17 protein-coding genes, 1 tRNA gene and 2 pseudogenes are annotated in these 22,768 nt (G+C 38.0%); 15 read left to right on the forward strand and 5 right to left on the reverse strand.

All coding sequences use genetic code 11. The features are described from left to right. Positions 1-112 precede the first annotated feature (112 nt). Positions 113-916: a hypothetical protein gene (locus P20652_RS00475; RefSeq protein ID WP_008172879.1), complete on the reverse strand. Its 804-nt coding sequence runs from the start codon at positions 914-916 to the stop codon at positions 113-115. Between the two features lie 112 nt (positions 917-1,028). On the opposite strand from P20652_RS00475, the pseudogene P20652_RS19305 reads away from it, so the two are divergent. Further along, positions 1,029-2,182: pseudogene (locus P20652_RS19305) on the forward strand (serine hydrolase domain-containing protein). Beyond that, positions 2,179-2,679 carry a histidine phosphatase family protein gene (locus P20652_RS00470; RefSeq protein ID WP_008172886.1) on the forward strand — a complete coding sequence of 167 codons (501 nt, stop codon included), beginning with the start codon at positions 2,179-2,181 and terminating at the stop codon, positions 2,677-2,679. The pseudogene P20652_RS19305 and the gene P20652_RS00470 overlap by 4 nt, the downstream one beginning before the upstream one ends. A gap of 75 nt (positions 2,680-2,754) precedes the next feature. Here P20652_RS00470 and yhbY read toward each other — a convergent pair whose 3' ends face one another. Beyond that, complete coding sequence (gene yhbY, locus P20652_RS00465) at positions 2,755-3,051, reverse strand: ribosome assembly RNA-binding protein YhbY (RefSeq protein WP_002963153.1); 297 nt, start codon at positions 3,049-3,051, stop codon at positions 2,755-2,757. Between the two features lie 88 nt (positions 3,052-3,139). Here yhbY and rlmE point away from each other — a divergent pair, with 88 nt between their 5' ends. The 8 genes from rlmE (at position 3,140) to P20652_RS00430 (ending at position 11,250) form a co-directional block, all read left to right on the forward strand. Further along, positions 3,140-3,769 carry a 23S rRNA (uridine(2552)-2'-O)-methyltransferase RlmE gene (gene rlmE, locus P20652_RS00460; protein WP_008172889.1) on the forward strand — a complete coding sequence of 210 codons (630 nt, stop codon included), beginning with the start codon at positions 3,140-3,142 and terminating at the stop codon, positions 3,767-3,769. 66 nt (positions 3,770-3,835) lie between these two features. Next, positions 3,836-5,779, forward strand: coding sequence for an ATP-dependent zinc metalloprotease FtsH (gene ftsH, locus P20652_RS00455; RefSeq protein ID WP_033018236.1), 1,944 nt, complete (start codon positions 3,836-3,838; stop codon positions 5,777-5,779). Between the two features lie 104 nt (positions 5,780-5,883). Next, positions 5,884-6,729, forward strand: a complete 846-nt coding sequence (folP, locus tag P20652_RS00450) for a dihydropteroate synthase (protein WP_008172893.1) — start codon at positions 5,884-5,886, stop codon at positions 6,727-6,729. Continuing rightward, on the forward strand, positions 6,730-8,079 hold the full coding sequence (gene glmM, locus P20652_RS00445; protein ID WP_008172894.1) for a phosphoglucosamine mutase: 1,350 nt from the start codon (positions 6,730-6,732) through the stop codon (positions 8,077-8,079). Between the two features lie 71 nt (positions 8,080-8,150). Next, on the forward strand, positions 8,151-8,900 hold the full coding sequence (gene tpiA / locus P20652_RS00440) for a triose-phosphate isomerase (protein WP_008172896.1): 750 nt from the start codon (positions 8,151-8,153) through the stop codon (positions 8,898-8,900). A gap of 1 nt (position 8,901) precedes the next feature. Next, positions 8,902-9,255 (forward strand): preprotein translocase subunit SecG, encoded by a 354-nt coding sequence (gene secG / locus P20652_RS00435; protein WP_008172898.1) that lies wholly within the window; start codon positions 8,902-8,904, stop codon positions 9,253-9,255. Between the two features lie 79 nt (positions 9,256-9,334). Beyond that, positions 9,335-9,419: transfer RNA gene (locus tag P20652_RS19310), tRNA-Leu, on the forward strand. Between the two features lie 205 nt (positions 9,420-9,624). Beyond that, on the forward strand, positions 9,625-11,250 hold the full coding sequence (locus P20652_RS00430; protein WP_008172900.1) for a methyl-accepting chemotaxis protein: 1,626 nt from the start codon (positions 9,625-9,627) through the stop codon (positions 11,248-11,250). Between the two features lie 515 nt (positions 11,251-11,765). Here P20652_RS00430 and P20652_RS00425 read toward each other — a convergent pair. The 3 genes from P20652_RS00425 to P20652_RS00415 all read right to left on the reverse strand — a co-directional run bounded on the left by P20652_RS00425 (position 11,766) and on the right by P20652_RS00415 (position 14,178). Next, positions 11,766-12,173: a hypothetical protein gene (locus P20652_RS00425; RefSeq protein ID WP_008172902.1), complete on the reverse strand. Its 408-nt coding sequence runs from the start codon at positions 12,171-12,173 to the stop codon at positions 11,766-11,768. A 12-nt stretch (positions 12,174-12,185) separates the two neighbouring features. Next, positions 12,186-13,316: a porin gene (locus P20652_RS00420; RefSeq protein ID WP_008172903.1), complete on the reverse strand. Its 1,131-nt coding sequence runs from the start codon at positions 13,314-13,316 to the stop codon at positions 12,186-12,188. Positions 13,317-13,590: 274 nt separating this feature from the next. Then, positions 13,591-14,178, reverse strand: a complete 588-nt coding sequence (locus P20652_RS00415) for a LuxR C-terminal-related transcriptional regulator (protein ID WP_008172905.1) — start codon at positions 14,176-14,178, stop codon at positions 13,591-13,593. Between the two features lie 391 nt (positions 14,179-14,569). Here P20652_RS00415 and P20652_RS00410 point away from each other — a divergent pair, with 391 nt between their 5' ends. The 5 genes and pseudogenes from P20652_RS00410 to P20652_RS19315 all read left to right on the forward strand — a co-directional run. Beyond that, positions 14,570-16,792, forward strand: a complete 2,223-nt coding sequence (locus P20652_RS00410; RefSeq protein ID WP_008172907.1) for a TonB-dependent receptor — start codon at positions 14,570-14,572, stop codon at positions 16,790-16,792. 153 nt (positions 16,793-16,945) lie between these two features. Beyond that, complete coding sequence (locus P20652_RS00405) at positions 16,946-18,067, forward strand: 4-phosphoerythronate dehydrogenase (RefSeq protein WP_008172909.1); 1,122 nt, start codon at positions 16,946-16,948, stop codon at positions 18,065-18,067. Between the two features lie 48 nt (positions 18,068-18,115). Beyond that, entirely contained in the window at positions 18,116-19,132 is a 1,017-nt protein-coding gene (locus P20652_RS00400; RefSeq protein WP_007586655.1) for an aspartate-semialdehyde dehydrogenase, read from the forward strand. 350 nt (positions 19,133-19,482) lie between these two features. After that, complete coding sequence (locus P20652_RS21220) at positions 19,483-19,908, forward strand: FimV/HubP family polar landmark protein (RefSeq protein WP_008172912.1); 426 nt, start codon at positions 19,483-19,485, stop codon at positions 19,906-19,908. 199 nt (positions 19,909-20,107) lie between these two features. Beyond that, positions 20,108-22,768: pseudogene (locus P20652_RS19315) on the forward strand (hypothetical protein); the annotation flags it as partial.

The raw sequence follows: 22,768 nt of genomic DNA on the forward strand, positions 1-22,768 counted from the left end.
GGTTAAGCAAAGCGTTTTTCATCCCTAGGAGCCTAATTATTATTTTTTATTGTGCGTAGTATATTGTTAATTCATTCCTTTAATCTGTAAAAAAATGTAGTCAATACAAAATTTACTGAACTTTAATTTTATCGATTAATATACTGCTTAAGTAAAATTGCATCATAGGTGTTAATGCACTAATTTCCGTTCTGCTGCATGGGCCACTAAGTTTTGTAAGGCTTGATAATTTAGAAAGCGTTTTATATTGAGGAATTTGAATATCTTTTCCAAGTCTTTCAATGCGAGCCTCATCAGTATTTTGTTGATGAACGAAAGCAACAACTTCAAGCTCATTAGTGATTTTTTGTTCTTCACTAAAGCTATAAATTAATGGCTCACGATGAAAACTTGCACTATCGATAGATGATTTAGCAAACCAAACAACATCACCTGAAGCTTTATGTGTTAAGCGCATACTAACCTGTGCAAAAATTGCGGCACACTGTTGGGTTGGGTATTGTTGAGCAACATTTGAATAAAGAGTATAAGGTGTCTCTGGTTGCTTTATTGCGTACTTGGTATCGTCTGTGAAAGTTAAGTCAAGTTGCTGAATAGTCAGTGTGTAATCACTGTTATCTTTAGTTGATACTTTTAGCTGTTTATCGTTCAGTGCTTGGCTAATTTGCGATAAAAGTTTATCGGTCACGCTCGCCTTGTCTGTAATGATTTTTACTGTTTGGTTTCTAACTACATTATGGGCTGGAAGTTGCACAGACTTAACTTTTGGAGACGAATGCTCAGTGATGTACTCAAGTTGATAAGTCTGACTTTTTAATGTTGGCTTTAATGGCATAGCCAGTGGTTCGGCTGGCTGTTTTGTAAGAGTACAACCAGTTGATAATAAGATAAAAAGTGACAAAACAAAAAAACGCATAAGTACTAAACACTCACTAAAAAATAAATAATTTTCATATTGTACGTTAGTCCAAACAAAACTTCATGATATTATCTACGCAGATGCAATTTAAAAGATAAAGTTTATAAAAATGAAGTACCTCAATTCTTTATTGTATTGCCTCTGTGCTTTGTGTTTGCTGTTTAGCTCTGTGGGTTTTGCAGCAAAAGCGGATCCTGATTGGGATGCATTTGTAAAAAAGTATGGTCGTTACGCCGATAAAAAACTAAAGAGTAAGGGTATACCAGGTGCTGCGCTTTCTATAGTAAGTAAAAATAACGTAGATTATATTCACACTATGGGTGTAACTAGTGCACGAAATGGACAAAAAATTAATAAACACACTCGGTTTAGACTCGCGTCTGTTTCTAAAACATTTGCAGGTTCATTATCAGTTAAATTGGCGAATGACGGGCTACTGGATTTAGACAGAGCTGTTAGCGATTATATAACTGATTTTAAAGGGACTGTTTATCAAGATGATCTAAAGGTGTTTCATCTATTAAGCCATTCGAGTGGGTTAGTTCCCAATGCGTACGACAATTTAATTGAATCTCGTATGGATTACCCAAGTATTGTTGAGAAATTACTTGGCGTTGAGCCTATTTGTAAACCAGGCAAGTGTTACGGCTATCAAAACGTAATGTTTAGTCTTATAGGCGATGTGATACTACAAAGCACCTATAAAAGTTACGAACAGTGGTTACAAGAAGCTATTTTTGAACCTTTAAAGATGAGTGATGCAAGCCTAGGTTTTGAAGCAATGGTACATAATAAAAATTATGCATTACCTCATGTGCGGAGTAAAAAACGCTGGTATAGCGCAAAGCTTAAAAAAAATTATTATAAAGTGGGGCCCGCAGCTGGTGTAAATGCGAGCGCAAGTGATATGGCTATTTGGTTAAGAGCGCAGCTAGGGCAATATCCTGATGTTTTATCATTAGATATACTCGCAAAACAAACACGTCCTTATACGCATACAAAAAAGAAATGTATCGGCGAGTATGGAAAAAACACCTTAATGAAGCTTATTACGGACTAGGTTGGCGCGTTTATAACTACGCAGATGAAACACTTTACTATCATAGTGGCTGGGTGCAAGGATATAGAAGTGATGTAGTTGTATTTCCACATTTAAACACCGGTTTTAGTTTAATTGTGAACGCTGAAACAGGCGTAATAAATGAACTCACGACAGAATTTATCGACCGGCTATTAGCCTATAAACGAGGTGAGAAAATATGAATAAAAAAATATTGATAATCAGCTTTTTAATCATCTCATTTAATTGTAGTTTGGCATTTGCAGTACCTGATGAGATATATTTATTTCGTCATAGTGAAAAGCTAACGGGTAAAAACCCTGAACTCTCCGAGGCAGGAAAGGCACGCGCTAATAATTTAGTTACTTTGTTTAAAGAATACCGAAATATACATATTTTCAGCAGTAACTATAAGCGTACGTTACAAACAGCGGCCCCTCTGCAGGCTCATTTTAGTACAGATATAAATATATACAATGCCAGTCAACTTTTTGATTTGAAAATCAAATTGCTAAAATTAAACGGCGTGGTGGTTGTTATAGGGCATAGCAATACAACACCAGCACTGGCCGAACTACTTTTAAATGAAAAAGTGCCGGCTATGAGTGAGATACAATTTACTCAATACTTTAGGTTGAACAAGAAGCCGAATGGTAATGACACTGAATATGATGTGACGCATCATAAAATGAGTTTTTAAATTAAAACCGCTAAATAATAAAAAACCAGCATTAAGCTGGTTTTATATTTGGCTAACTAAATTACAAAAAATAGCTTAGTTACGCGGTAAGTGTATTTTTTTCTCAACACTTTGACGGTAAAGCACGATAGTGTGACCAATTGTTTGTAGCTTAGTTGCACCCGTTTCACGAACGATTGCTTCAAAAATAAGTGCTTTTGTTTCACGATCATCAGTTGGAACTTTAACTTTGATTAATTCGTGAATTTCTAATGCACTTTGAATTTCAACTACTACGCCTTCGGTTAAACCGTTAGAACCTAGTAAAACTACAGGCTTGAGGCTATGTGCCTGACCTTTTAAAAACTGCTTTTGTTTGTTTGATAATGTCATGTTTATACAAATTTTGCTGAATATGGCTTGAATTAAGGGTATTCTAACGCCATCTAGAGAATATTACTAATTAGTTGCGTGTTAATTTATGACAAATAAAAAACAGTCAGCCAGTTCACAGCGATGGCTGAAAGAACATTTTGATGATAAATATGTTCAAGAAGCGCAAAAAAAAGGCTGGCGTTCCCGAGCGGTTTTTAAATTAGATGAAGTACAAAATAGAGATAAGTTACTTCGTCCTAGTATGACCGTTGTTGACCTAGGGGCAGCGCCAGGGAGTTGGTCACAATATTTGGTTGAAAAAGTAGGTGACAAAGGCCAAGTAATTGCATGTGATATATTACCTATGGACTCCCTTGCAGGTGTTGACTTTTTACAAGGAGACTTTCGTGAAGAGGCTGTATTAAATGCGTTACTAAAACGTATTGATGGTAAAAATGTTGATGTGGTACTCTCTGATATGGCACCAAATATGAGTGGCAATAACTCAGTAGATCAAGCGGGCAGCATGTATTTGGTAGAACTTGCGCTAGATATGTGTAGTCAAGTACTAAAGAAAAATGGCGCATTTATAGTTAAAGTTTTCCAAGGAGAAGGCTTTGATCAATACTTGCAAGATGTACGTAATAGTTTTAAAGCAGTGAAAATACGCAAACCTGATGCCTCACGTGCCCGTTCTCGGGAAGTATATATAGTAGCGACCGGATACAAACTATAGTACAGTTGCTTGGCGTTTAGTTGAATTTAAATTAATTGGATACAAGAGGTTAACCCCTTGAGCGATATGGCGAAAAATTTAATACTATGGCTTGTGATAGCAGTTGTACTGATGTCAGTCTTTCAGAGCTTTAATGGAGGCGAGAAAGTTGATCGTCAAACAAACTACGATCAATTTGTTAAAGATGTCCGCAGTGGCTCAATACAAGAAGTGGCAATAGAGAGCACCAGTGGAACAATCACAGGTACTAAAAATAATGGTGAGCGCTTTCAAACCATTATTCCAACTTACGACAAAGACATTTTAAATGACTTACTTAAAAATGATGTAAATGTGAAAGGTGTAAGGCCTGAAGAACAATCATTCTTAGCAAGTATATTTATTTCTTGGTTCCCGATGATACTGCTTATAGGTGTATGGATATTCTTCATGCGTCAAATGCAAGGCGGTGGCGGCAAAGGCGCTATGTCATTTGGTAAGAGTAAAGCGCGCTTGATGAGCGAAGATCAAATTAAAACAACGTTTGCTGATGTTGCAGGTTGTGATGAAGCGAAAGAAGATGTTACCGAGCTGGTAGATTTCTTACGAGATCCTTCAAAATTTCAAAAGCTTGGCGGTAGTATTCCTAAAGGTGTACTCATGGTTGGCCCTCCAGGTACCGGTAAAACGTTACTTGCAAAGGCTGTTGCTGGTGAAGCTAAAGTCCCATTTTTTACAATTTCTGGTTCAGACTTTGTTGAAATGTTTGTTGGTGTTGGTGCATCACGTGTACGTGACATGTTCGAACAAGCTAAAAAAGCAGCACCTTGTATTATCTTTATAGATGAGATTGATGCTGTAGGTCGTAAGCGTGGCGCAGGAATGGGCGGTGGTAACGACGAGCGCGAACAAACACTTAACCAAATGTTAGTAGAGATGGATGGCTTTGGTGGTAACGAGGGTATTATCGTTATTGCTGCAACAAACCGCCCAGATGTATTGGACCCTGCACTTCTTCGTCCAGGTCGTTTTGACCGTCAAGTTGAAGTCGGTTTACCAGACATTCGTGGTCGTGAGCAAATACTTAAAGTACATATGCGTAAAGTGCCATTAGGCGATAACGTAGAAGCGGCTTTAATTGCTCGTGGTACACCTGGTTTTTCAGGTGCTGATTTAGCTAACTTGGTAAACGAAGCAGCCCTTTATGCTGCTCGTGGAAATAAACGAGTTGTCAGCATGGCTGAGTTTGATGCCGCTAAAGATAAAATTATGATGGGCGCAGAGCGCAAGACCATGGTAATGAGCGAGCAAGAAAAAGCAATGACAGCTTATCACGAAGCTGGTCATGCGATTGTAGGTCGTATGGTACCAGAGCATGATCCTGTTTATAAAGTATCTATTATTCCACGTGGCCGCGCGCTGGGTGTAACAATGTACTTACCTGAACAAGACCGTGTTAGTCATTCAAAAGAGCTTTTAGAGTCGATGATTTCTAGTCTTTATGGTGGCCGTATTGCTGAAGCGCTTATTTACGGTGCAGATAAGGTAACAACGGGTGCGAGTAATGACATTGAGCGAGCTACGGATATTGCTCGTAAAATGGTTACCCATTGGGGCTTGAGTGAAAAACTAGGTCCGTTATTATACGCTGAAGATCAGAACGAAATGTATATGGGCGGTGGTTCAAGCCGTGCATCTAGCATGTCAGACGATACAGCAAAAGTAATAGATGCTGAGGTTCGATTGCTTTCAGATCGCAACTATCAACGAGCAGAAGAGATATTAAAAGAAAATATAGATATCCTTCATTCAATGAAAGATGCGCTAATGAAGTACGAAACCATCGATGCTAAACAGATTGATGATTTAATGGCACGCCAACCAGTGCGTGAGCCGCGTGATGCACATGATCGTCATGAAGCAAAACCGGTAAAAGCGGAAGCATCTCAAGAACCAGTTGTTGATGAAAGTTCAAAAACTGATGATTCATCAAAAAAAGATGAAACAAACCTTGATGACAAAGCTGAATAATCGTTAAAATAGAAAACGAAAGCCCCGAAATTCGGGGCTTTTTTGTATCCGCTATTAATACTGGTTCTGTTCTATTGGTATTAGAAAAAGAATAAAGGTTAGTAATGACTACTATATTAAAGCTTCCGAGAGGCCGCGCGCTTAATTTTGAAAAGCCCGTTATAATGGGAATCTTAAATGTAACGCCGGATTCATTTTCTGATGGAGGGCAGTTTTTAGATCCTGCAGTTGCACTAAAGCGCGCAATGCAATTATTACAAGATGGCGCGCAAATTATAGATATAGGGGGGGAATCTACCCGCCCAGGTGCACCTGATGTTAGCTTAAATGACGAACTGGCCCGAGTAATTCCCGCTATTAAAGCAATACGAGAGCACAGTGATTGCGCTATTTCAGTCGATACCAGCAAAGCGCAGGTAATGGATCAAGCAATACTTGCGGGTGCAGATATAGTCAATGATGTAAGAGCTTTGCAAGAACCAGATGCCTTAGAAACTGTTGCGCAGTACGAAGACGTAGCAATTTGTTTGATGCATATGCAAGGGCAACCTCGTAGCATGCAATTTGCACCTCATTACGATAATTTGTTTGCAGATATAAATATATTTTTTAGTGAGCGCATTAAAGCGTGTGAACGCGCAGGGATTAAGTTTGAACGGCTTATTTTAGACCCTGGTTTTGGATTTGGAAAAACACTTAGCCATAACTATCAAATATTGGCTAAGTTTGATCACTTTAATAAATTAGGTTTGCCGTTATTGGCCGGTTTATCTCGTAAATCGATGATAGGTAATTTATTAAACAGAGAAACAAGTGACCGGTTAGCTGGCAGCTTAGCAGGTGCGTTAATCGCAGTGCAAAACGGCGCAAAAATTATTCGTGTACACGATGTAAAAGAAACAGCAGATGTACTTAATGTACTGCAAGCCTGCGAACAAGGGGTTTTATAAATGAAAGAAAGAAAATATTTTGGTACTGATGGTGTTCGTGGATTGGTTGGTACCGCACCCATTACACCCGAGTTTGCAATGAAATTAGGTTGGGCCGCTGGGCGTGTTTTATCTAAAAATGGTACTAAAAAAGTTATTATTGGAAAAGATACACGTATTTCTGGTTATATGCTTGAAACGGCAATTGAGTCTGGCTTTATTGCCGCTGGAATTGATGTTGTACTACTTGGGCCCATGCCAACTCCAGCAATAGCTTATTTGGCACAAACTTTCCGCGCAGAAGCTGGTGTTGTTATTAGTGCTTCACACAATCCATATTATGATAACGGTATTAAGTTTTTTAATGGCAGTGGCTTAAAGCTTGATGATGCCGTTGAGCTACAAATAGAAGCGATGCTAGATGAGCCAATGACATGTGTAGCCTCAGACAAACTAGGTAAGGCGAGTAGGTTACCCAGTGCCGATGGTCGTTATATTGAGTTTTGTAAAAGCCAGTTCCCGCAAGGGTTATCGCTTGAAGGCTTGAAGATAGTTGTTGATTGTGCAAACGGAGCAACGTATCACATAGCTCCTTCCGTTATGCGAGAGTTAGGTGCAGAAGTCATTACTTTTGCATGTGAGCCTAATGGTGTGAATATTAATCATGAATGTGGTGCTACACATGTAGATACTCTAAAGCGTAAAGTACTCGAATTTAAAGCAGATGTAGGCATTGCCTATGATGGCGATGGCGACCGCGTAATGATGGTTGATCATAACGGGCGTGTATTTGATGGTGATGACCTCGTTTATATTATTGCTTGCCAAGCCGCTCAAGATGATAACTTAGGTGGTGGTGTTGTTGGTACTGTTATGTCGAATATGGGTTTAGAAAATGCGCTAAACGCAAAAGGTATTGAGTTCGCTCGCAGTAAAGTGGGCGATCGTTACGTGATGGAACTATTGCAGCAAAAAGGTTGGAAAATTGGCGGTGAAAGTTCTGGGCATGTATTGAATCTTGATTTAATTAATACAGGTGATGGTATTATTTCAAGTTTGCAAGTTTTAGCTGCAATGGTTGCGCAAAATCATACCTTACAAGATTTAGGGGCCGGTTTTGTTAAGTATCCAATGAAAATGATAAATGTACGTTATACCCCAGGGACAGATCCAACGAAGGCTGAAGAAGTACTTGCTGCTGTAGCTCAGGTTGAACAAATTTTAGGTAATAAAGGCCGTGTTTTGCTGCGTAAGTCAGGCACTGAACCAGTGGTTCGTGTTATGGTTGAAGCCGAGCAAGAAAAGATTGTAATCGACAGTGCTCAAAAAATTGCAGCTGTTGTAGAATCTATGAGCAAACAAACTGATTAATAACAATAACCTCTTGTAACTTTGGGTGAGAAAAGTTAATATCTCGCCCGCTTTCTAATGTGGAGTGGATAATGGCAATACGCAAGGCGATGGTCGCGGGCAACTGGAAAATGAATGGCTCTTTGGAGCTTGTTAAACAAATGTCTGATGCTATTAACGATGTAAAATCACAAGAGATGGACATTGTTTTATTTCCTCCATTCCCACTTGTACCAGCAATGATAGCTAGCGGTGTTTCTACAGGGGCTCAAACTGTTTCTGAAAATTCACCAGGTGCATTCACTGGTGAAGTTGATGCGCAGCTTATAAAAGATTTAGGTGCAACTTACGTACTCGTTGGTCATTCTGAACGACGCAGTATTTATAACGAAAGTAATGTAACAGTTGCTGAAAAGTTTGCTAGAGCACAGCAAGTTGGTTTAATACCCATTTTATGTGTAGGCGAAAGCGAAAGTGAACAAGAAAACGGTCAAACCGAACAAGTAGTTGCTGCACAAATTGATGCAGTAATTGAGAAATTAGGTGTAGCAGCACTGAAAGATTCTGTGATAGCATATGAACCCGTTTGGGCCATAGGCACAGGTAAGACTGCATCGCCGGAGCAGGCACAAGCTGTTCATAAATTTATCCGTGATAAAATTGCCTCACTTGAGAGCAATTTAGCACAAGGGCTTACCATTTTATATGGTGGTAGCGTTAATGAAAAAAATAGCGAATTATTATTTGCACAAACAGATATAGATGGCGGCTTAATTGGCGGCGCAAGTCTAAAAGCAGAATCTTTTACTGCAATCTGCAACAGTGCAAAAGGGACCGTATAAGATGTACGAAATATTATTAGTAGTTTATTTAGTTGTGGCTTTAGCGCTAGTTGGAATGGTTTTAATCCAACAAGGTAAAGGCGCTGATATGGGTTCTTCATTTGGCGCAGGTGCATCAAGCACTGTTTTTGGTTCGTCAGGTGCTGGTAACTTTATGACAAAAACAACCACAAGCCTAGCAACGGTATTTTTTGTTTTAAGTATAGTGTTAGGAAACCTAACTGCTGGTCAAATTAAACAGACTGACGAATGGGAAAACCTAGGAGCAGCTCCTGCAGCAGAAACTGTAGTTCCTATTGAAGAAGATGTTCCAGTAACATCTACTAAAGAGCAAAGCTCTGATGTACCAAACTAATTTAGCGTAAAGCTATCGTTAAACGATTTATCCTCCTCAAATAAATCATATGTTTAACACCTGAGTGAAAGTTTAAAATGCGGATGTGGTGGAATTGGTAGACACGCCACCTTGAGGGGGTGGTGCTTTAGGGCATGGGGGTTCAAGTCCCCCCATCCGCACCAAATTTAGAAACCAGTATCATTTATGTTACTGGTTTTTTATATCTTAATTTTATGATGAATGTTTTTGTACATAATTGATGCTTATTTAAAATAATAGGCTTATTTATGAAAAAATAGAAAAAAACTAGAATTATTACAAATTTAGCTCACACTTATGAGTATTAAGCCGATAAAGAATATAGACAATAAAATAAGGTAGCACAGTATGGCTTCAGGCTTCTCTTTTCAAAACCTAAGCATCACTAAAAAGATACATGCAATAACATGCATTGCGGTAGTGGCTTTTGTAGTGATCGTATTGATAAACTATTTAGCGATGAATGATAACAAAGTTGCTCTCGATGAAATGAGTAGTTCATCGTATAAAGTAGTTAAGTTAACTTCAGCAAATGTAGGTCTCTTAGAAAAATTAGACGAACTTTATACTCAGGCGGTTACATTTGGTGAGCAAGATCTCATCGTTAAAGCTGATGATGTATATAAAACGATAGAATCTAACATTACATTAATAACTCAATTGAGTAGCTCTTATATTAACAATGATATTATAAAAGAGCTGTCAGATTACGAAAAAATATCATCAAACATTGCTAGTGGTATGGTTAACGGCACAGCAGATTTTAGTAAAATACAGCAACAAGCCCAGCTTAAAACAAGTTTGTACGGTTCTGTTTTAGACAGTTTCAAAGGAGCGCAACAAAAAGCCGATAACCGTTTTTTTGAGCTTGTTGCTAGTACAAAAACTCGTTCTGATGAAGCATTAACACTAATGCTAGCTGTATCTATTATTTCCTTAATTTTATTATTGTTTATGGCTATTTGGATAGCAAAGAACATTGGTTCATCTGCAAGCGAAGCCGCTAATAATTTAAGTCTGTTAGCAAGTGGAAATGGCTCTTTAAGTACACAGCTAGCAGTTAATTCAGAAGATGAAATCGGTCAAGTATCTATCAACTTTAATGCCTTTATAGCCTTATTAAGAGAGACGGTATTAGAAGTTATTGCTGTTTGTGAGCCTCTGATGGAAAACTCAACACGACTAGTCCAAGGTATGGAGCAAGCTGAGCGTGCTACAACTAAGCAGACTACGGATGCTGAAATTGTTAAACAATCCATGGAAGAAATGAAGCAGAGTGTTGGCGATATATCACAATCTGCAGCGAGCGCCTCTCATGCAGCACAAACTGCAGAAAAAGAAGTAGAACAAAGTCGCACTCAAGTGCAAACGTCTGTGACCGCTTCTCGTACGCTTAGCGATGAGATAAATCAAGCAGCAACTACAATTAACAAACTTGCAGATGATACGAAAAATGTATCACAAATTTTGAATGTTATAACTTCAATTGCAGATCAAACTAACTTACTTGCTCTTAATGCAGCTATTGAAGCTGCACGAGCAGGTGAGCATGGACGAGGTTTTGCTGTAGTTGCTGATGAGGTTCGTGAACTTGCATCTCGTACTGCGCATTCTACTAATGAGATCCGCGAGTTACTGGGTGCATTAACGACTGCTGCAAATGAGTCTGTAACCGCTATGACCTCTGCACGTGATATGGCAACAGACAATGCGACGGCAGCAGAGAAAACAGGTATTTCAATTGAGAAAATAGCAGAGCAAATGCTAGAAATTAATGGTATGAATTCGCAGATAGCTGCTGCGACAGAAGAGCAAACGTCTGTAGCTGCCATGGTTGTTGAAAATGTATCTAATATGCATGTATCATTTGAAGACACAATGGATTCATTACTTGCTGTACGTGATGTTGCCAAAAACTTACATTACTTATCTGATAACCTACTTGATGCAACCGCTAAGTTTAGAATTGAATAATCAAGAGGGTCATTAAAATTATCATAAAGCCTCCACTAGGAGGTTTTATTGTTTTTAAAGGCAAGTTTTAGAACAAAATTCAGTAATTACAAATGAACTGAGCGTTACTAGGGCGTGTTGATCTTTGGCAGTTTAATTTGCACCATGCAGTTTGCTATTTAAGCAAGGCAGAGCCTGTGATGTGTGGTTGTTCCCCATAAATAGGCAATAACTCAGCATAAATGCCAAACATGCGCTGCCCTTTTTGCTCTTTCTAGGAGCGGTTAACTCTTTGTTGCTTGGTTTTTACTTATTCTTACACGGATGCAAGCCAGTTGGGTAACTCATCACTAGGTTACAAACCTCACGCCACGATTCAATCTTCCTTGGATGGAACAAATTTCAATCCACAAAGTTCAACACGCCCTAGTGTTTTATTGACGACTTAAATACGCTCTTATTACATTCTGCATTTAACTTTTTTGCAGATATAAAAAAACCACTAAACAGTGGTTTTTATGTTTATAAGTTAACAATTAAAACGTGGCAATCACTTTGACTTTATCACTAACTTTAGCGCTATCAATATAACCAATAGCGTCGCCATTGGCGGCAACAAAGTCAATTACAGCTTGGTCAGATGCAAGCTTTTCAGGCGGGGTACCCTTACCTGTAAATACGAGCTTAGACCAATATGCATTAAGTTGGCTACTAGATTTACCCACTACTTTATCGTTGAACTCATCGGTAACAGGAGTACCGTCTTGGTTCACAGGGTTAACCTTATTACCGTTACTAAATGACTTAGCTTTACCTAAATAAATCTTCTTGATTGTATCTGCATCTAAAGCGCTCGTATTACTTGAGTTAACGATAACAGCAACTTCTGCAAAAGCATTAATTGAGCACAATGAAAGTGCACTAGCTAAGATTATTTTTTTCATTATATGCTCCAATTAAAATACTAGGTCTACACCAACAGCTACAACATCAGTCTCTGTATCAGTTATATCATCTTCAAAGCGACTAAAGTCGATTTTGAATGCAGCCGATGGATGAAAGTCGTAACGAGCACCAATTGTGTAAACATTGCTTTGTGCACGAAGACCTTCAAGAGCACCATTTACAGCTGAATTTAAGGTTGGTATTGACTCAATGGTATTAAAACGTGATGAGTCATGTTTGTCATCATTGTTTTCATAAGTAAAATGAACAATTACACTGTCAATACGGTAACCAACGGATGCGTAATACTGTGACTGTTCTGGTAGTATACTGTCTTCAACTTCAAATTGGGTGTATTCGGCATCAAACAAAAAGTTTTCATAATCAACAGAAAAACCAACACCAACGAAGCTCGTTTTATCTTCTTCAGTGATTAGGTCATTCGCAGTATTAGTTAAGCCACTATCAGACAATACACTTACGAGACCAATTAGGCCGCTATCATTTGATGAAATGCTAGTGTCGGCCACAATGTATGCAGCTCGCGCACTGAACCAGTCGTATGATAGACTCCAGTTTATACCGCCTAAATTATTTAATTCAGCAGGTAATTCTGAACCGAATACATCGATATCACCATCGAATGCACCATAAAAGCCTTGAAGCGTAGAATCCCAATCACCCAATTGAGAGCTGTAAACTACACTAACTCCTTCATAAGTTGAAAATGGGATACCGTATACTGATTTTGGCGGACGTACCCAGCGATAAGCATAACCTACATCCAAGAAATCAGAATACTTGTAAAAAGGAACACGCATTTTACCAGCGCTAAATTGCAGTTCATCGCTGTATTCATAAGTAACGTATGCCCATTCGAATGTAGCGTCAAAGTCATCCTCTCCACGCGCAATAATTTGAGCTGTTGCAGTTAGTTTTTCTTGAAGGTCTGCAGATAACTGTAAAGCGAATTTACTCTCATTTTTAAACGTAATGTCATCATCATAGCCGTACAAAGTACTGTCACTATCCAGACTTTTACCACCGACAATTGATGCAAAACCATTAATTCTTACCTCAGCACTAGTATAGCTAGATGCTAAAACTGCACATACAGCCACTGCTACAGATAGCTTTTTCATATGTTGTTCCTATTTTTATTTAGATGTTGATTTCACATCTATTATAGAAGCGCATTTCTTATTTACCTAAGAATTATAGTTTTTTTTAGATTTTTAACTATTAATATAGACATAAGTATTAAAAACCACTCTGCAGCAGAGTGTTTTAGATTCAAAATAGTAATCTATTTGAAAAGGAATGATACAAAGAGGGCCAACTCATTATAATTTTATGTGTTGAGGGTTTAAAGCGGACATAGTCTATTTAAATTATATAAGGTTCCTTTTATTAAATTTATGACTTAGTTATTTTATTATTAAGATTTTTTTGACACCACAATAGAGCTTGTTGCTTATTTTTTACAGATATTTTTTGGTAAATCTTATGTAGATGAACTCGAACTGTTGCTTCACTAATAAATAAGTTATCTGCAATGGTATTTGAATTTAGGCCAGAGGATAATAGATTTAAAACTTTGGTTTCTTTACTGGTGAGATTGTTGGATTGCATAGTGGTTCGTTGTTCATTTGCTAACATCTCTCTCATCCACTCATCAGTTGCTGCGCGTGGAAACCATAATTTACCTTTTTCAATGGCTTCTAATCCTTGCTGAAGTAGCTCTTCGTCAGTTCCTTCATAAAATAATCCTTTTAAATTAGGCCACTCTTTTAATGCAAGTACATCACTGTCCTTAGGGACGTCAAAAATAACAAGCCCTTGATGGCCATTTTCTAGCATAAATTGATTAATAAGTTCATAGTTAGTGATTGTGTTTAAGGCTTTATAATTTACAAGTAAGACATTGAAGTGAGTAGATACACAAAAAAGTGAGGTGTAATTGGGATTGTTAAAAAATTTGAGATGCTTATTTGTTGTATCCATAATATTCTATTCATAGATTATGTCTTAATACTATATTCCTATCTTTAGTTGATTTCAATAATGGGGGGCGGCATTTGTGTTGTTTATTTAGAACTAAAAGGACATGGGGACAATGTGTTTACGTGCGTCATTAAACTATGCGTATATTTTTGAAATATTATCCGTTTTGTTAACTTCCCTTATTGGGGATAATGCATATAAAGTAAATAATATTTAATTTTCTATGTTTTATGCAACTGTTTAAATAATTTTATACGTTTCCTCACAATATTGTCATATAATTTCCCTCCAAAGGAAAGATGCTATTTAGTGTCTTTTTTTATGCCTGAAATTTATATTATTTGAATATAAATTTATAACTAAAATCATACGGTATCCTTTGGAGAATATTTTGAAACTACGCGCACTCTCACAGTTAAGCCTAGCAATTGTCGCTGCACTATCTACCTCAGTAAATGCTGAAGAAGCTAAAACAACAGCAAAACAAGACGCGTTTGAAAAAATCGAAGTTACAGCTCGCAAACGTACAGAGAGTTTGTTTGAATCTCCAACTGCTATTACTTCAATTGGCGCTAACCTAATTGATAAAGCGAATATGAGTAACTTAGAAGATATTGGTAAATATGTTCCTAATTTAAACATTACTCGCTATGGTGTTGGTAATGCTGCTCATGCTTCAGTATTCATCCGTGGTATTGGTTTGCAAGATCACATCATAACAACTGATCCGGGTGTGGGTGTGTATCTTGATGGTGTGTACTTAGGTCGCCAAATGGGTTCTAATTTATCGTTACCAAATGTTGAGCGTGTTGAAGTACTTCGTGGTCCACAAGGTACCTTATACGGCCGTAACACATTGGGTGGTGCCGTAAACGTTATTACAAAACAACCGGGTGATGAGGGTATTGTTACCACTACCGCAAAAGTTGCTAGCCGCGGCCGGATTGCTGGTAATGTTTATTTTAATAATTCACTAAACGATGAACTAAGTATGTCTGCAAGTGCATCGTATAAAACACGTGATGGTGTTGGTGAAGCTGTTAATTTGGTAAACCCAGAGAAAGAAATTGGCGAAGAAGAAGAATTCAGTGGTCGTATCGCACTTAAATGGCAAGCAAATACCGACTTAGCATTTACTTTTTCTTTAGATGGCGTTGATAACGAATCGGGTCAATCGCCTTACACAATTGAGTTAACTGACCCACTAGACTCAAACGATGTATTTAATGGAGATTTCCCATTATTAACTCAAGATTTAATCCCATCAGACCCAGATGATTTAGGTACAACTGTTGCGGGTATTGAATCGACCTCTTACTCTGGTTGGGGAACATCGTTCTCGGCTGATTGGGCAATTAACGATACTTATACTACTAAGTTTATCTCAAGCTACCGAACATCTGAGTATGAAGGTGGCCTTGATGATGATGCATCCCCTTTAAATTTATCTGAGTTCCCAGAAGAGGGGGGTGCGGATCAGTATTCTTTTGAAGTTCAGCTAAATGCAACATTTGATAATATGGACTTTGTATCTGGCCTTTATTTCTTTAATGAAGATGGCTTTACACGCTCAGGTCCGTTTGTATTCAGCCCATTTAATACACCTAATGGCTTGTTGAATGATGGTGAAACAGAATCATTTGGTGGTTACGGCGATTTTGAAATTAACCAAGAAACTAATTCTTACGCAGCCTACTTTAATGCAAGCTACGATGTAACTGACGATTTAACCGTTGGTGGCGGTCTTCGTTATTCAAAAGATGAAAAAGATGCAAATGCTATATTCCCATCATTTCCAACTCGTAAATATGTAAGTGCAGATTTTGATGCGGTTACGTGGGATGTAAATGCATCTTATCAGCTTAGCAATAATATGAATGTTTATGGCCAGATTCAAAAAGGCTATCAAACAGGTGGTTTTCCACCGCGTCCATTTGGTGGACCAGATCAATTTGTATCGTTTGACGAAACAAAAGCAATTAACTACGAAATGGGCTTAAAAGGCCAAGTACACGAAAATATATCTATGATGCTTGCGGTATTTGTGACTGATTACACCGATTTGGCATTACCGTTTTCAGATCCAACAGCAGGTGGTGGCTTTGTAACAATTGTAGAAAATGCAGGCCAGTCTAAAGCACAAGGCATTGAGCTTGAAACAACTGTTGCGATTACCGATGATTTTACTATTCGTAGCGCAGTTGGTTATTTAGATTCTGAAATAACAGAAGTGGCTGAGGGCGTACAAGGCATAGGTAAAGGTGATTCACCAGCACTTACACCACGTTGGACTGTCATGGTTGCACCTTCTTACTTTATGGATTTAGAGAGTGGCGCAACACTTGCGTTTAATGCTAATTATTCGTATCGCAGTGAAATGCAAGGCCAATCAGTTTACAACCAAAGTGAGACCATTGATTCTCGTGAACTAGTTGGTTTTAATATTTCGTACACTAATCCATATGGCGATATGGAAGTTACATTATATGGTGAAAACGTGCTAAACGAAGTTTACGATGTGGGTCGCCTTCAACAATCAGGTTTTGTTGGTGTAATGCGTAGTAATGACCGCAGTGAATTTGGTTTAAAATTCAAAAAAGATTTTGAGTTATAAACTTAAATTTGCATAGAAATAGGATGTAATTTACACATTATATTTTATTTATCTCGAAAGGCCGAATCAGTTTTTGATTCGGCCTTTTTAGTTTGTGTAAAGGTGAGGTTGTTCGTTACAATAGCGTCACTTAATTGCCAAACGGATTCTGTAATGAAAATTCTTGCCGATCAAAATATGCCTTTAGTTGAGCAGTACTTTGCAGACTTTGGTGAGGTTGAACGTTTTGATGGTCGTAAATTAACGCCTGAACAATTAATAGATGTAGATGTACTTCTTACTCGTTCAGTGACTAATGTTAATAATGAACTGTTGACGCAAGCTAATAAGTTGAGTTTTGTAGGCACAGCCACGATTGGTATAGACCATATAGACACGCAATTACTGCATGATAGAGATATTGTCTTTACTAGTTCACCGGGTTGCAATGCAATTGCTGTAGCGGAATATGTAATTAGTAGCTTATTTGCATTAAGCCAAGAAAATGCGCGCCCATTGCGTGGTCAAACAATTGGTATTGTAGGAATGGGTAACATTGGTACATGTTTGGCGCAAAAGTTAAAAGCATTAAATGTCGACGTGTTATTATGTGATCCAATTAAGCACGAGCAAGGCTTACTTCAAGATCATCTAGCATTTGATGAGTTATTAGCGCAATCAGACGTTGTTACTTTTCATGTCCCACTTGTTAAAAGTGGCGAGCATAAAACGCTGCACATGATGAATAAAGAGCGATTAAAAGCACTTAAGCCAGGACTTACGCTAATTAACGCAAGCCGAGGCGATGTAATTGATAACCAAGCTTTGCTTGAGGTAATGGAAGCTGGGGCTGATTTAGATTTAGTACTTGATGTATGGGAAAAAGAGCCCAATATTCTAACTGAATTACTAGAGCACGTTCGTTACGCCAGTGTGCATATCGCAGGGCATACACTTGAAGGAAAGGCACGAGGTACACAAATGTTGTATCAAAAACTGTGTCAGCTCAAAGGTGTTGAGGCGAGTAAATCGTTGGATGATTTTTTACCAATACCTGCCATTACAAGCACAACTATTACACAAAGCCTTAATGAGCAAGATATTGCCCGTCTAGTGCATTTAATTTATGACGTCCGCCGCGATGACGGAATTTTACTTCGCCACTTAGAAAGTGACGGCTTCGATAGTTTACGTAAAAACTATCCGGTAAGGCGAGAATTTAGCACTTTATCTCTGCAGGGTGATAGTCCACAACTAGCTGCACTTAGTCAACTTGGTTTTACTATAGCTCAATAATTATTTAACTAACGATGTTGCTTTAATGTCGTTTATAGAGGAAGAAATATGTCGCAAAAATATAACGTTGCCGTACTTGGCGCTACTGGTTTAGTAGGCCGTCAAATCATTGAAACGCTAGCAGATCGCAAGTTTCCTGTTGATCAGCTATTTTTACTTGCTAGTAGCCGTAGCGCGGGTGAAGACATAAAGTTTCGTGGTGAGACCATTGAAGTACTTGACGTTGAAGGCTTTGATTTTAGCCAAGCGCATATAGGCTTGTTTTCTGCTGGTGGTAGTGTATCTGAAAAATATGCTCCTATTGCTGCTGATGCTGGCTGCATTGTAATCGATAATACATCGCATTTTAGAAATGATTTTGAAATTCCATTAGTGGTGCCAGAAGTTAATGCTTCAAGCTTAGCTGATTTTAGAAACCGTAATATTATTGCTAACCCTAACTGTTCAACTATTCAAATGATGTTAGCACTTAAACCAATTTATGATGCTTACGGAATAGACCGTATTAACGTATCTACTTACCAAGCTGTATCGGGTGCAGGTAAAGAAGCAGTTGATGAACTTGCAAAGCAAACAGCTAATTTGATGAATGCACGCCCTATGGATAATAAAGTATTTCCAAAGCAAATTGCATTTAATGTTATCCCGCAAATTGATAGCTTTGAAGATAATGGCTATACACGCGAAGAAATGAAAATGGTAAACGAAACGCATAAAATTTTGGGTGATACTACTATTGCAGTAAACCCTACGTGTGTACGTGTACCGGTATTTTTTGGTCACTCTGAATCAATTAACATTGAAACGCGTATGCCTTATGACTTTGAACACGTTAAGCAGCTTTTAAAAGATGCGCCTGGTGTAGAGCTAATAGATGATGAAGGTGATTACCCAACAGCCGTTTCTGACGCAAGTGGTAACGATACTGTTTATATAGGCCGATTACGTGCTGATATTTCTCATCCTCATGGATTAAACATGTGGGTTGTAAGTGATAACACTCGTAAAGGTGCTGCAACTAACAGCATTCAAATTGCAGAAGAGCTTATTGCTAATTACATGTAATAGTTAATAGCGCTGAACACACTTTAGAAGCGGTAAACATTATTTGTTTGCCGCTTTTTGTATATATTGCCAACTTTTTGCCGTTTAATTTTAAGCGTATATAAACCTACTGATAACGTTAAATAAATTAATACTTACAAATATGTTTTAAGACATTTATTTTCAAGGTGTTGCGATGGATATTAAACCTTAACTGGTTTATAGTTTGTAATTGGAATAGAGCTTGCTACAAAAATAGATTGTGATAACAAATGCGAGTCAGTCATTTGGCTGATAACGGCAAGAATAATCAATGTTTATGCACTTAATTTTTTGGTGCTTCGTTAACATTTAAACATTAAAGGATCAGCATGCGCGGTTTAGCTACACTTATAATATTAGCGTCTGCATTGATAGTAACGCCTGCTTACTCTCAAGACAGTACCCAGTTAAAGGGGCCAAAAGGCGTTGACTATGGTGCGCAAGGGCGATCTATTGGGCCAATTAAACCAACAGACACACTTTGGCGTATAGCGGCTAAGGTTCGTCCTGATAATTCCGTTAGTATTTACCAAGTTATGCAGGCCTTATATAACAAAAACCCCAATTCATTCTTAGAACAAAATCTCAACCACATACAAAGTGGTGCCTATTTAAAAATTCCTACTTTAGCTGAGATAAAAGGTGTAAATACACAACTTGCAAAGCAACGCTCAGAGCAAGATGATGCATTATGGGAAAAGAAAAAAATGGCACACTTACGCAAAGCGAAATTACCTCAGCACAAACAAAAGTAACTCAAGCTCGTAAAGTCGACGTAGACGACGCAAAAAAAGAATTACAAAAAGAAATTAAAGAGATTAAAACTGACCAAACCAATAAACTAGTTGAATTAAAAAACAATTTGAAAGTTCAGTAAGTAATGTTGAGGAAATTTTAGTAGAAAATAACAACCTCAAAAATCAATTAACGGGGATTTCTAAAGAGCTCGAAAATGTGCGGTTGCAACTTGGTCAAGACAGCGAAATACAGCAACAATTAAAAGAGTTAATACTTAAACAAAATGAAATAATAGCGCAGCAAAAAATTAAAGATATTAAACCAGAAGAAGCGTTTGATTTTTGGGCGTTGCTATCTAATCCTATATTGCTTGGATTATTAATGTTTATTCCTGGTTTACTAATTATTTTTGCTCTTGTTATGTTTTTACGTAAAAAATCAGACAAAACAGCTGATACAGAGTCAGATGACGACTTCTTGCCAAAAACACCCAGTTACAGCGCTGATAATGATTTAGATATAGACCTAGATAATGATCCTATCATTCCAGACCCACTAGACGATTTAAGTGTTCAATTAGACGACAGTCTCGAAAATGATATGTTACCAGATGATGATTTACTTGATGACAATGTAGACGATTTTTCAGAGTCAGATAGTTTGCTTGATCAAGATGAATTAGAAAGTTTACTGAGTGATGATATCGTTTTTGATGATGAAAATACGGATGACGATGAGCTCGATATTTTTATGCAGCAAGGGTTTGATGAGCCATCAGGTGATAACTTAGAAGAAGATATTGATTTAGATTTTTCTGAAGACCCCGTAAACAATGACGAAATACTAAGTAACGATGATTTAGATAGTTTGTTTGCTGAAGACGACAGTTTACCTGGGTTTGACACACTACAAGAAAATGATGATCTAGAAGATAATAGCTTAGAGTCAAATGACGAGATGTCTGCTTTAAGTGAAGAGTTAGCTGCAGATGATGACGATTTTGATATAGACGATTTATTAGACCAAACAGATACTGAATTAAATGATTCAAACAAAACTGATAATTTGACAGAAGAGCTAGATACAGCAGATGACGGATTAGTTGAAGAAAGTGATGACTTCGACTTAGACGACATAGACAGCCTAATTGAAGAAGCTGCGGTTGATACAACAGATGACGCAGTAGTTGAAGAAAGTGATGACTTCGACTTAGACGACATAGACAGCCTAATTGAAGAAGCTGCGATTGATACAACAGATGACGCAGTAGTTGAAGAAAGTGACGATTTTGATTTAGACGACATAGACAGCCTAATTGAAGAAGCTGCGGTTGATACAACAGATGACTCATTAGCTGAAGAAAGCGATGATTTTGATTTAGACGACATTGACAGCTTACTTGATGAGGCAGCAGTGGATACTGCAGATGACTCATTAGCTGAAGAAAGCGATGATTTTGATTTAGACGACATAGACAGCTTACTTGATGAGGCAGCAGTGGATACTGCAGTTGACTCATTAGCTGAAGAAAGCGATGATTTTGATTTAGACGACATAGACAGCTTATTTGAAGAAGCTACGGTTGATACAACAGATGACGCAGTAGTTGAAGAAAGCGATGATTTTGATCTAGACGACATAGACAGCCTAATTGGTGATGAACTAGAAAATTCAGATGTAAGAGATTCAGAAATTGATAATGCATTGGCAGACTCCGTTGAGGATTTAGCAGATGCTCAAGAAGAATTGAATGTTGATGATATTGAGTTGCTTGCTTCATCATTAAATGAAGAGCCTGAACTTTACGATGAGCCAGAGCTTGAAGAAGAGCCAGAGCTTGAAGAAGATCCTGAGCTTGAAGAAGAACCTGAGCTTGAAGAAGAAACTGAGCTTGAAGAAGAACCTGAGCTTGACGATGAGCCAGAACTTGAAAAAGAGCCTGAACTTTACGATGAGCCAGAGCTTGAAGAAGAACCTGAGCTTGAAGAAGAGCCAGAGCTTTACGATGAGCCAGAGCTTGAAGAAGAACCTGAGCTTTACGATGAGCCTGAGCTTGAAGAAGAGCCAGAGCTTGACGATGAGCCAGAGCTTGAAGAAGAGCCAGAGCTTGAAGAAGAGCCAGAGCTTGATGATGAGCCAGAACTTAAACAAGAACGTGAACGCCAAGAACAATTAGAAAGTAATGATATCACGCTTGATGATTTTTCAGATACATCACAGACCCTCCTTGATCCTGAAGATGCACTTGAAGAGTATACAGATGATACTTTAAAGAGCGTTGATGAGCTTTTAAGTGAATTACAACAAGACACTGATGATGATTATACAGAAACACCTGATTGGTCTTTAGATGAGCTTGATGATGACCTTGAAGAAGTAGAAGTAGATCTTGGTGACGATCCGCTAGCGGGTGACGATGCCTCAGATCTAACTGAAATTGAAGAACTGCTTGATGGCGAGCTTGTAACGCCAAGTGAAGAGTTGGATGAATATCCTGAACTTGAGTTAGACGATGATCAATCATTATTAGAGAATGAACCTTCGTTTGAGGCGCAAGAACTTAAAGGAGATGCATCGGGTGATGAAAATGCAGTATCACTTAGTCAAACAGAAAAAGATCTCGCAAATGCGCTTATGGCGGATGCGCACTTAGATAGTTTAGAAGATGACTTTGATGATGATTTATTAATTGAAAACGATTTCTCTGAACTAGAACCAGAGATTAAAAACGAGTCGGATAATGATGATTCAATTCAAGAAACTAATGAATATGCAGGGGCTAACGAGCCGCTAAGCGCGGAAGACAACTTAAAACCATTAGATCTCGATAAAGTTCAAGAAACATTAGAAAGTGAGTTGCCATTTACCCCTGAAGAA

It is taken from the genome of Pseudoalteromonas sp. BSi20652 (assembly GCF_000239855.1).
Classification (GTDB): Bacteria; Pseudomonadota; Gammaproteobacteria; order Enterobacterales; family Alteromonadaceae; genus Pseudoalteromonas.

What these genes read in the sequence shown, in the direction of transcription:
- P20652_RS00400 (WP_007586655.1), top strand. Translation starts at nt 18,116, where the DNA reads ATGTCGCAAAAATATAACGTTGCCGTACTTGGCGCTACTGGTTTAGTA.
- yhbY (WP_002963153.1), bottom strand. Translation starts at nt 3,051, where the DNA reads ATGACATTATCAAACAAACAAAAGCAGTTTTTAAAAGGTCAGGCACAT.
- tpiA (WP_008172896.1), top strand. Translation starts at nt 8,151, where the DNA reads ATGGCAATACGCAAGGCGATGGTCGCGGGCAACTGGAAAATGAATGGC.
- P20652_RS00475 (WP_008172879.1), bottom strand. Translation starts at nt 916, where the DNA reads ATGCGTTTTTTTGTTTTGTCACTTTTTATCTTATTATCAACTGGTTGT.
- P20652_RS00470 (WP_008172886.1), top strand. Translation starts at nt 2,179, where the DNA reads ATGAATAAAAAAATATTGATAATCAGCTTTTTAATCATCTCATTTAAT.
- P20652_RS00405 (WP_008172909.1), top strand. Translation starts at nt 16,946, where the DNA reads ATGAAAATTCTTGCCGATCAAAATATGCCTTTAGTTGAGCAGTACTTT.
- P20652_RS00415 (WP_008172905.1), bottom strand. Translation starts at nt 14,178, where the DNA reads ATGGATACAACAAATAAGCATCTCAAATTTTTTAACAATCCCAATTAC.
- P20652_RS00420 (WP_008172903.1), bottom strand. Translation starts at nt 13,316, where the DNA reads ATGAAAAAGCTATCTGTAGCAGTGGCTGTATGTGCAGTTTTAGCATCT.
- P20652_RS00430 (WP_008172900.1), top strand. Translation starts at nt 9,625, where the DNA reads ATGGCTTCAGGCTTCTCTTTTCAAAACCTAAGCATCACTAAAAAGATA.
- P20652_RS00425 (WP_008172902.1), bottom strand. Translation starts at nt 12,173, where the DNA reads ATGAAAAAAATAATCTTAGCTAGTGCACTTTCATTGTGCTCAATTAAT.
- rlmE (WP_008172889.1), top strand. Translation starts at nt 3,140, where the DNA reads ATGACAAATAAAAAACAGTCAGCCAGTTCACAGCGATGGCTGAAAGAA.
- glmM (WP_008172894.1), top strand. Translation starts at nt 6,730, where the DNA reads ATGAAAGAAAGAAAATATTTTGGTACTGATGGTGTTCGTGGATTGGTT.
- folP (WP_008172893.1), top strand. Translation starts at nt 5,884, where the DNA reads ATGACTACTATATTAAAGCTTCCGAGAGGCCGCGCGCTTAATTTTGAA.
- P20652_RS21220 (WP_008172912.1), top strand. Translation starts at nt 19,483, where the DNA reads ATGCGCGGTTTAGCTACACTTATAATATTAGCGTCTGCATTGATAGTA.
- secG (WP_008172898.1), top strand. Translation starts at nt 8,902, where the DNA reads ATGTACGAAATATTATTAGTAGTTTATTTAGTTGTGGCTTTAGCGCTA.
- ftsH (WP_033018236.1), top strand. Translation starts at nt 3,836, where the DNA reads ATGGCGAAAAATTTAATACTATGGCTTGTGATAGCAGTTGTACTGATG.